This is a genomic window from Azospirillum sp. B4, assembly GCF_000333275.1.
In the GTDB taxonomy this organism is placed as follows: Bacteria; Pseudomonadota; Alphaproteobacteria; order Azospirillales; family Azospirillaceae; genus Nitrospirillum.
On record NZ_BACU01000402.1, the window covers coordinates 1 to 8913 of the forward strand.

Consider the following 8913-nt stretch of genomic DNA (forward strand, 5'->3'; position numbering starts at 1 on the left):
CGACAACCCGTTCAGCATCCTTCGAACCTTGGTGGAGGCGCCATGAGGGCGGTACGGCATGTCTAAGGGCAATGGCGGCAAAGTCGTCGCTAGCCCCGGCGCTGGCGACGATGACGATGCCGCGGACCTGGCCCAGGGCCGGCTGCGCCTGGACAAGTGGCTGTGGTACGCCCGCTTCCTGAAGTCGCGCAGCCTGGCGGCCAAGCTGTGCGGGTCGGGCGCCATCCGCTGTGCCGGCACGACCATCACCAAGGCCCACCATACCGTGCGGCCGGGCGACGTGCTGACCTTCCCGCTGGGCAGCCACATCCGCGTCATCAAGGTGCTGGCGCTGGGCACGCGCCGGGGACCGGCGCCTGAGGCTCAGGCGCTCTATGAGGATCTGTCCCCGCCCACGCCGGAATCGCGCCTGCCCAAAGCGCCCTGACCCCTGCGTCCTTTGCCTGCTCCCGTGAACTGGCCCTGTCCAGCGCGTGCGCCAACCCGTAAGCTCGGGGCCAAATAGCCCAGGCTGGGGCCGGGCATGGGAAACGGGGGCAAGCATGAGGGACAGGGGTGTGCGTGTGGGGCTGGCCCGCATCGGTTTGATCATCGGTCTGATCACGGGGGCGTTGGCGCTGGGCGCGGTGGTCATGCCGGTCGCGGCGCATGCGGCCTCTTTCGATCCGGTGGCGGCGACCCAGGCGTACCTGGACAGCGTGCCGGCCGAGGCGCGGGCCAAGTCCGACGCCTATTTCGAGGGCGGCTATTGGCTGCAACTGTGGCGCTTCATCGTGTCGTTGGCGGTGGCGGCCGTGTTCCTGGCGGGGGGCCTGTCCTGGCGCCTGCGCGACCGGTTGTCCGCCCTGGGGCGCTTCGCCACGCCGGTGTTCTTCCTGGCCTATACCGTCCTCGTCTTCATCCTCACCCTGCCTTTCAGCATCTATGCCGATTGGTACCGCGAGCGGCAGTACGGGCTGATGAACCAGACGCTGGCCGACTGGCTGGGTGACCAGCTGATCCAGCTGGCGATCTCCTGCGTGTTCGGCGCCCTGGTCGTCTGGGGGCTTTACGCCATCGTCCGCCGTCTGGGCCGGTCGTGGTGGATGTGGGCGACCGCGTTCAGCGTGGCCGCGCTGGCCCTGATGATGGTGGTGGCGCCCGTCTTCGTGGCGCCGCTGTTCAACAAATATGACCCGATGAAGCCCGGCCCGGTGCGTGAGGCCCTGCTGTCCATGGCCCGCTCCAACGAGGTGCCGGCCACCGACGTCTATGAATTCAACGCCTCGCGCCAATCCAACAAGATCAGCGCCAATGTCAGCGGCCTGTTCGGCACCACCCGCATCTCCCTGACCGACACGCTGCTGCAACGGTGCACCCGGGCGGAGATCAAGGCGGTGATGGGGCACGAGATGGGGCACTATGTCCTGAACCATGTCTTCGTCATCCTGGCCTACCTCTCCATCCTGGTGTTCCTGGGCTATCTGTTCGTGGATCGGGCCTTCCTCCGCCTGACGCGGGGTGGGCGCTGGGGCATCACCGGCCTGGGCGACGTGGCCGGCCTGCCGCTGGCCGTCATCCTGTTCAGCGTCTATTTCTTCGTGCTGACCCCGGTGCTGAACAGCATCATCCGCACCCAGGAGGCGGAGGCCGACGCCTTCGGCCTCAACCTGGCGCGGGAGCCGGACGGCTTCGCCACCGCCGCGCTAAGCTGGCCGAATACCGGAAGCTGAAACCGGGCGCCTTGGAGGAGGTCGTTTTCTACGACCACCCCTCCGGCTATAACCGCATCCTGCGCGCCATGGTGTGGAAGGCGGAGAACCTGCCGGCGGATGTTCCCGCACCCGCTTCCGAGCCTCCCGCCGCCGCCCCCGCCGATGGGGCCCCCGCCGTTGGGCCCCAGCCGTGACGGGGGTCCCGTCCCCCATGGCCGACTGGCTGGTGCACGGCCTTACATATCCGGAGGGCATGGGGAGGATCATCCTTGGGGGGAGACGGTGGTGAAGTTCCGGCGGAAGATCTTCGTCTTCCTGGGGCGGGAGGGGGACGCGGGATTCCGCGTGGCGGTGAAGCTGCCCCGCTCCGGCCCCTTCGCGCTGGACATGCCCAATTGCGCGCCCACCGGCTACGGCCTGGGGCCCAGCGGCTGGGTCACCGCGACCTTTGCTGACGGGGAAGAGGTGCCGCGGGATCTGCTGCGGGCCTGGGTCAGGGAAAGCTACCAGGCGGTGGCGCCCAAGAAGTTGGCAGCGCTTCTGTAACCGCCGATCACGTCCACGGTATCGCCCGGGTTGACGGTGCCACCCTCGATCACGCGGGCGTAGACGCCGCAATCGACATGGCCATAGCCGTTCATCAGCGATTTCACCACGGCCATGTCGCGCTCGCCCGTCACCGGGTTGACCTCGGTGGCGGCGCAGCGGCGGATGTCCTTGAACACCTCCAGCACCACGTCACCCACGCGCAGGCGCTTGCCCACCCACTGCCTTTCCGCCCAGGGCGCCAGGCCGGACAGCAGCAGGTTGCCGCGGAAACGGCGGGGATCCACCGGCGCCTGCACCACCCGCTCCAAATCCTTGACGCTGGCCAAGTTGATCAGGGAGACGGCCTTTTCGGCGATGTCGCTGAACATATGGCCCGTCGCCTCGATCACCTTGTAAGGCGGCGGCACGGCCGCACCCTTCATGTAGGCGGCCAGGAATTGTTCGATCAGCAGGCGGCCGGTGGGGGTGTCGATACGGCCCCGCGCCACGGCCTTGCCCGCCCGCATCAGCACCAGCGTGCAGTTGGCCGCATCATACCGCGCGTCCAGGGTGGCCAGCCGCTCGTCCCGCATCAGGGCCAGGAAGTTGTTCTTGGGCCGCCAGGCCGGGGCCAGCACGTCGAAGGTGGTGGCCCCGTGGGTGATGGCGAAGCGCCGGTCCTGCGGCAAGCCCTCGCCCGGGGTCAGCGTCGCGGACTCCAGCGTCTGGGCGGACAAGCCCTTGACAGGGAAATAATGCAGGATGGAAACGGTCGTCGTCATGGGGCCACTGTAAGGGATCAGCCCGGTCGCTTGTCAACGCACGCACCAAGACATTATGGGGGCAATTAGATGTAGGAATGGGCGGTTCGCGGCCTTGCGGCCGGTATCATCCGGTCCCATATCGCAGGTGCATCCTTCGGATCGCACAATTGTCGTGGATCATGGCTGGAACGGGCTGCCTGGCGGACGCTCTGGCCGACATTGGGAGCTTTTGAGATGGACTTCGAGAAGTTCACAGAGCGCAGCCGTGGCTTCGTGCAGGCGGCGCAGACGCTGGCCTTGCGTGGCGGCCACCAGACCCTGAACCCCGAACACCTGCTGAAGGTGCTGCTGGACGACAGCGAAGGCTTGGCGGCCAACCTGCTGCGGTCCTCCGGCGCCGATCCCGCCCGGGCGCTGGCCGGGGTGGAGACGGCACTGGCCAAGGTGCCCGTGGTCTCGGGCCCCGGCGCCGGGCAGATCAGCCTCAGCGTGAGCTGGCCAGGTTTTCGACAGCGCCCTGCAGCTGGCCAAAAGGGGGGCGACAGCTTCGTGACGGCCGAGCGCCTGCTGCTGGCGCTGGCCATGGCCGAGGGTACGGCGGCGGCCAAGGTGCTGGCCGAGGCCGGCGCCAAGCCGCAGGCCTTGAACCAGGCCATCAACGCCCTGCGCAAGGGCCGCACCGCCGACAGCGCCTCGGCCGAGCAGAGCTACGACGCCCTGAAGAAATACGCCCGCGACCTGACCCAGGCCGCGCGCGACGGCAAGCTGGACCCCGTCATTGGTCGTGACGAGGAAATCCGCCGCACCATCCAGGTGCTGGCCCGTCGCACCAAGAACAACCCCGTGCTGATTGGCGAGCCCGGCGTGGGCAAGACCGCCATTGTCGAGGGCCTGGCCCTGCGCATCGTCAACGGCGACGTGCCCGAGGGACTGAAGAACAAGCGCCTGATGGCGCTGGACCTGGCGGGCCTGGTGGCCGGCGCCAAGTTCCGGGGCGAGTTCGAGGAACGGCTGAAGGCCGTGCTGCAGGAAATCCAGGCGGCGGCGGGCGAGATCATCGTCTTCGTCGATGAGCTGCACACCCTGGTGGGGGCGGGCAAGGCGGATGGCGCCATGGACGCCTCCAACATGCTGAAGCCGGCCTTGGCCCGGGGCGAGCTGCACTGCGTTGGCGCCACGACGCTGGACGAATACCGCAAGTACATCGAGAAGGACGCGGCGCTCGCCCGTCGCTTCCAGCCCGTCTTCGTGGCGGAGCCGACGGTGGAGGACACCATCTCCATCCTGCGCGGCCTGAAGGAGAAGTATGAGCTGCACCACGGGGTGCGCATCACCGACGGCGCCATCGTGGCCGCCGCCACCCTGTCCAACCGCTACATCACCGACCGCTTCCTGCCCGACAAGGCCATCGACCTGGTGGATGAGGCCGCCAGCCGGCTGCGCATGGTGGTGGACAGCAAGCCTGAGCAGATCGACGAGTTGGACCGCCAGATCATCCGCCTGAAGATCGAGCGGGAGGCGCTGAAGCGGGAAACCGACCAAGGCTCCAAGGATCGCTTGGTCAAGCTGGAGGCCGAGCTGGCGGAATTGGAGGAGCAGTCGGGCAACCTCACCGCCCAGTGGCAGGCGGAAAAGGACACCCTGACAAGCGCCCAGAAGCTGAAGGAACAGCTGGAGCAGGCCCGGGCGGAGCTGGAGAACGCGCAGCGCACTGGTAATTGGGCTCGGGCAGGTGAACTGACCTACGGCGTCATCCCGGAAACGGAGCGGAAGCTGAAGGCGGCCGAGGAAGCCGGCGGCAACCGCATGCTGAACGAGGAGGTGCGCGACGGCGACATCGCCGCCGTGGTCAGCCGCTGGACCGGCATCCCCGTCGACAAGATGCTGACGGGCGAGCGGGAAAAGCTGCTGCGCATGGAGGAGAAGCTGCACAGCCGCGTGGTGGGCCAGGACGAGGCGGTTGTGGCGGTGTCCAACGCCGTGCGCCGCGCCCGCGCCGGCCTGCAGGATCCCAACCGCCCCATCGGCAGCTTCCTGTTCCTGGGCCCGACCGGCGTGGGCAAGACGGAACTGACCAAGGCGCTCGCCGAATTCCTGTTCGATGACGAGACGGCGATGGTCCGCCTCGACATGTCGGAATACATGGAGAAGCATTCCGTCGCCCGCATGATCGGCGCCCCCCCGGGCTATGTCGGCTATGAGGAGGGCGGGGCGCTGACCGAGGCGGTGCGCCGCCGGCCCTACCAGGTCGTGCTGTTCGACGAGGTGGAGAAGGCCCACCCCGACGTGTTCAACGTGCTGCTGCAGGTGCTGGACGATGGCCGCTTGACCGATGGCCAGGGGCGGACGGTGGACTTCCGCAACACCCTGATCATCATGACCTCCAACCTGGGGTCTGAGGCGCTGGCGTCCTTGCCCGACGGGGCGGACGCGGCGGCAGTGGCCACGGCGCACGCCCATGTGCTGGAGGTGGTGAGGGGCTCCTTCCGGCCGGAATTCCTCAACCGGCTGGATGAGATCCTGATCTTCAACCGCCTGTCGCGGCCGCACATGGCCGGCATCGTCAACATCCAGCTGGGTCGTCTGCGGCGCATGCTGGCCGACCGGAACATGACCCTGGAACTGGACGACGCGGCCCTGCGCTGGCTGGCGGACGCCGGTTACGACCCGGCCTACGGCGCCCGTCCGCTGAAGCGGGTCATCCAGCGGGAACTGCAGAACCCGCTGGCCACCCGTATCCTGGAAGGGCGCATCAACGACGGGGAAACAGTCAGTGTTTCGGCTGGCCCGGAAGGCCTGATCCTGAATGGCGAGACCATCCAGGTTCCGCCCGCGGGTGAGAGCCTGTGGGGTGAACCGCCGACGGTGCACTGATATGCGGGGGCATTTGATCGTGATCGTTCAAATGCCCCCAGGATATCCGAGGACATGAAAAAGCCGGTCTCGCGAGAGGCCGGCTTTTTCATGTCAGTGCTGCCGCGCTTTCTATCAGTGCCGTTTCACGGCCGCCTGGACGACATGGCCCGTGCCGGGCCTGCCGGCGACCATGGTCATTCCGTCCTGCATGTCGCGGAAGGCGTCCTTGTCCTGGGCGACGACGGCCTGGAATTGGCGCAGATCCTTGCCGTCCAGCCGGCGGCCGGCATCGATCTTGGCCTCCTTGCTGTCGGGGTTGATCTGTTGGCCGCCGCGCAGCACCTCGAAATGCAGGTGCGGGCCGGTGGCGCGGCCGGTGGCGCCGACATAGCCGATGACATCACCCTGGGCCACCCGCAGGCCGGCACGCATGCCCTTGGCGACCCGGCTCATATGGCCGTAGGCGGTCTCCATCTGGTTGCCGTGGCGCAGCTTGACATAGTTGCCATAGCTGCTGAACGGACCGGCCTGCTCCACCACGCCGTCGCCAGCGGCGTAGATGGGGGTCCCCACCGGCGCGCCGAAATCCTTGCCTTTGTGCATCTTGCTGTAGCCCAGCACCGGATGCATGCGCATCCCGAAGCCGGAGGTGACGCGGGCGCCGTCGATGGGGGTGCGCAGGATGGCGCGTCGGATGCTTTCGCCCAGGGCGGTATAATAGTCGGCGGTGCCACCGGCGGGCTGGAAGCGATAGATCGCCTTTTCCTTCCCGGACAGTGTCAGGGACGCGAACTGGATGTCCCCGTCGCGGGCGGGCTGGCCATCTTCGGTGTAGTAGCGCTCGAACAGGATCTCGAAGGTGTCGCCGGGCTGAAGGTCGCGCTGGAAATCGACATCGTAGGCGTAGCGCTTGATGAAGGCGTCCAGCACGGGGTAGGGGACGCCAGCGGCGCTGGCCGCCTCCGACAGGCTGCTGGTGATGCGGCCGCGGGCGGCGACCAGCTTCTTTTCCAGCGGCTTGTCCACCTGGCGGGCCTGGTAGCGCGAGCCGTTGAAGGCCACTGACACGGCACGCTCGGCCGCCGGCTGGAATTCCATGCCGACGAACCTGTCACCTTCGCTGTGGTCGAACAGCACGGTGATGCCCTGGCCGGCCTTCATGCGTCGCACATCGAAGACGCCGCTCAGCGCGTTGATGGCGTTCTGGGCGCTCTCGGCCGGCACACCGCCGTCCATCAGCACTTGCATCAGTGTGTCGCCACGACCGACGTTGACGTGGCGGCGTTCCACGGGGTCGACCGACAGCGGGGCCTTGGCCGGCGGCGGGACGGCGGTGGCGACCTGCACGGGCACTTGCTGGTCCTTGGGGGCGGCGGCGGCGGCGGCGGCCAATTCGGGATCGACATCCGCAGGCGGGGCCGGCGGCAGCACTTGCGGCGCCATGGCGACCGAGCCGGTGTCGTCCAGTGACGCCAGGGAGACGATGCCACCCAGGGTCAGGGCGACAGCCGATGTGACGGCGATCCGCTTCAGCAAGGCCCCCACTCCCCCAATCCAAAACGCATCGTCAAACCTCAAGGCTACACGGGGCCCCATCGGGCGCTGTTCCCCCCCGCCTGGAACCAGGCGGCGGGCACGGTGTCGACGGGCCGCCCTGCCGAACGGCCTTTCCGCAGCGCGGCACGCCACGAAAGTTCCCATCCGGAGGCCCGAAACGGGCCCGGCGACGGGGGAGAGAACTGACGACTGGAATTGCCGATATCCGGTTCGATATCCGGGGGATCGGCAGGTCGTAACGCCCCAGCTTCTTCTCGTCCGATGGACCTAGGCCCACGCCCGAAAGGGGCAGGCCATCTAGCCATCGGTTGCGCCAATCCTCGCGTGACCTGATTGCCACTGTCAACGGGAACATCCTACGTACAGTGTGTTAATAGGACTTGAAAGGCGAAGGCGATTGAGTCCGTGCGGGGCCGGGGCAGGGTGGGCACTGCCGACGGGCGGCCTCTTATCCCGGGGGGATGGCGAAAATGGGGCAGGAAGACTCACCGGGAAGGCCCCTTTTAAGCGCCCGCGCGCGAGCATATATAGGGGGCGTGGCGGTCGCCAAAAATCGTCATGGGACTGCAAGATTTCTATGGACAGCCCCGGCGGGCGTCTCTATAACCCCGTTCACCGACGCGGCGGGCGACAACGAACGGCGCGACGGCGAAGCGACCCCTGGGTTCTGGCGGCTGACGCTGGTGACTGAGGGGTTGCGGTTCTGGCGGTGATGCCGCGGGACGAAACGGAATTCGCCCTTCCTGTCCGGGTTTGGGTTGGTCCCCTTGGGGATCGGCCAAGGACGGGGTTGTGGTTTTGGCGCGTTTTCGCGTTTGGCCACGGGTTCTTGAACAAGTGAACGTCTTGAGAAGGGATGCGCAGACGGCGGTTCCGACGCTGGGCCCGGTTCGGGCAGCAACGTGGAAACGATCGAAGCGCATCTTAAGAACATGCTCTGAATATGTCCCTTCAGCGATGAGGGGAACAGGAACGGACTTGGGTTTGAGGTGCCGACTAAGGTTGGTTTCCGTCGAGGTTCTTGCTGGCCGCGAGGTTGGTTGGATACCGCATTGAACCTGAGAGTTTGATCCTGGCTCAGAACGAACGCTGGCGGCATGCCTAACACATGCAAGTCGAACGAAGGCTTCGGCCTTAGTGGCGCACGGGTGAGTAACGCGTGGGAACCTGCCCTTTGGTTCGGAATAACTCCGGGAAACTGGAGCTAATACCGGATGAGCCCTGTGGTTGTGGAGATCATAGGGGAAAGATTTATCGCCGAAGGAGGGGCCCGCGTCCGATTAGGTAGTTGGTGAGGTAACGGCTCACCAAGCCGACGATCGGTAGCTGGTCTGAGAGGATGATCAGCCACACTGGGACTGAGACACGGCCCAGACTCCTACGGGAGGCAGCAGTGGGGAATATTGGACAATGGGCGCAAGCCTGATCCAGCAATGCCGCGTGAGTGATGAAGGCCTTAGGGTTGTAAAGCTCTTTCGCACGTGACGATGATGACGGTAACGTGAGAAGAAGCC

The 8913-nt window shown here is 66.5% G+C and carries 7 protein-coding genes and 1 rRNA gene; 6 read left to right on the plus strand and 2 right to left on the minus strand.

All coding sequences use genetic code 11. The features are described 5' to 3' along the window. The first annotated feature begins 58 nt into the window (after positions 1-58). The 4 genes from I55_RS17905 to I55_RS34585 all read left to right on the plus strand — a co-directional run bounded on the left by I55_RS17905 (position 59) and on the right by I55_RS34585 (position 2240). The gene (locus I55_RS17905; RefSeq protein WP_044561944.1) at positions 59-427 is read left to right on the plus strand and encodes an RNA-binding S4 domain-containing protein; all 369 of its coding nucleotides are present in this window, start codon (positions 59-61) and stop codon (positions 425-427) included. Between the two features lie 115 nt (positions 428-542). Next, complete coding sequence (locus I55_RS17910; RefSeq protein WP_083901209.1) at positions 543-1712, plus strand: M48 family metallopeptidase; 1170 nt, start codon at positions 543-545, stop codon at positions 1710-1712. A gap of 11 nt (positions 1713-1723) precedes the next feature. Then, the gene (locus I55_RS37145) at positions 1724-1888 is read left to right on the plus strand and encodes a hypothetical protein (RefSeq protein WP_159107224.1); all 165 of its coding nucleotides are present in this window, start codon (positions 1724-1726) and stop codon (positions 1886-1888) included. Between the two features lie 91 nt (positions 1889-1979). Further along, a complete protein-coding gene (locus tag I55_RS34585) occupies positions 1980-2240 on the plus strand; it encodes an MmcQ/YjbR family DNA-binding protein (RefSeq protein ID WP_199902633.1) in 261 nt (86 codons plus the stop codon). Here I55_RS34585 and I55_RS17920 read toward each other — a convergent pair. Beyond that, complete coding sequence (locus I55_RS17920; protein WP_044561945.1) at positions 2198-3004, minus strand: MOSC domain-containing protein; 807 nt, start codon at positions 3002-3004, stop codon at positions 2198-2200. The two genes, I55_RS34585 and I55_RS17920, sit on opposite strands and share 43 nt — an antisense overlap. 216 nt (positions 3005-3220) lie before the next feature. On the opposite strand from I55_RS17920, the gene clpB reads away from it, so the two are divergent. Further along, on the plus strand, positions 3221-5860 hold the full coding sequence (gene clpB, locus I55_RS17925) for an ATP-dependent chaperone ClpB (protein ID WP_044561946.1): 2640 nt from the start codon (positions 3221-3223) through the stop codon (positions 5858-5860). 114 nt (positions 5861-5974) lie between these two features. Here clpB and I55_RS17930 read toward each other — a convergent pair whose 3' ends face one another. Then, positions 5975-7387, minus strand: a complete 1413-nt coding sequence (locus I55_RS17930; RefSeq protein WP_044561948.1) for a M23 family metallopeptidase — start codon at positions 7385-7387, stop codon at positions 5975-5977. Positions 7388-8453: 1066 nt separating this feature from the next. Here I55_RS17930 and I55_RS17935 point away from each other — a divergent pair. Next, a 16S ribosomal RNA gene (locus I55_RS17935) occupies positions 8454-8913 on the plus strand; the annotation flags it as partial.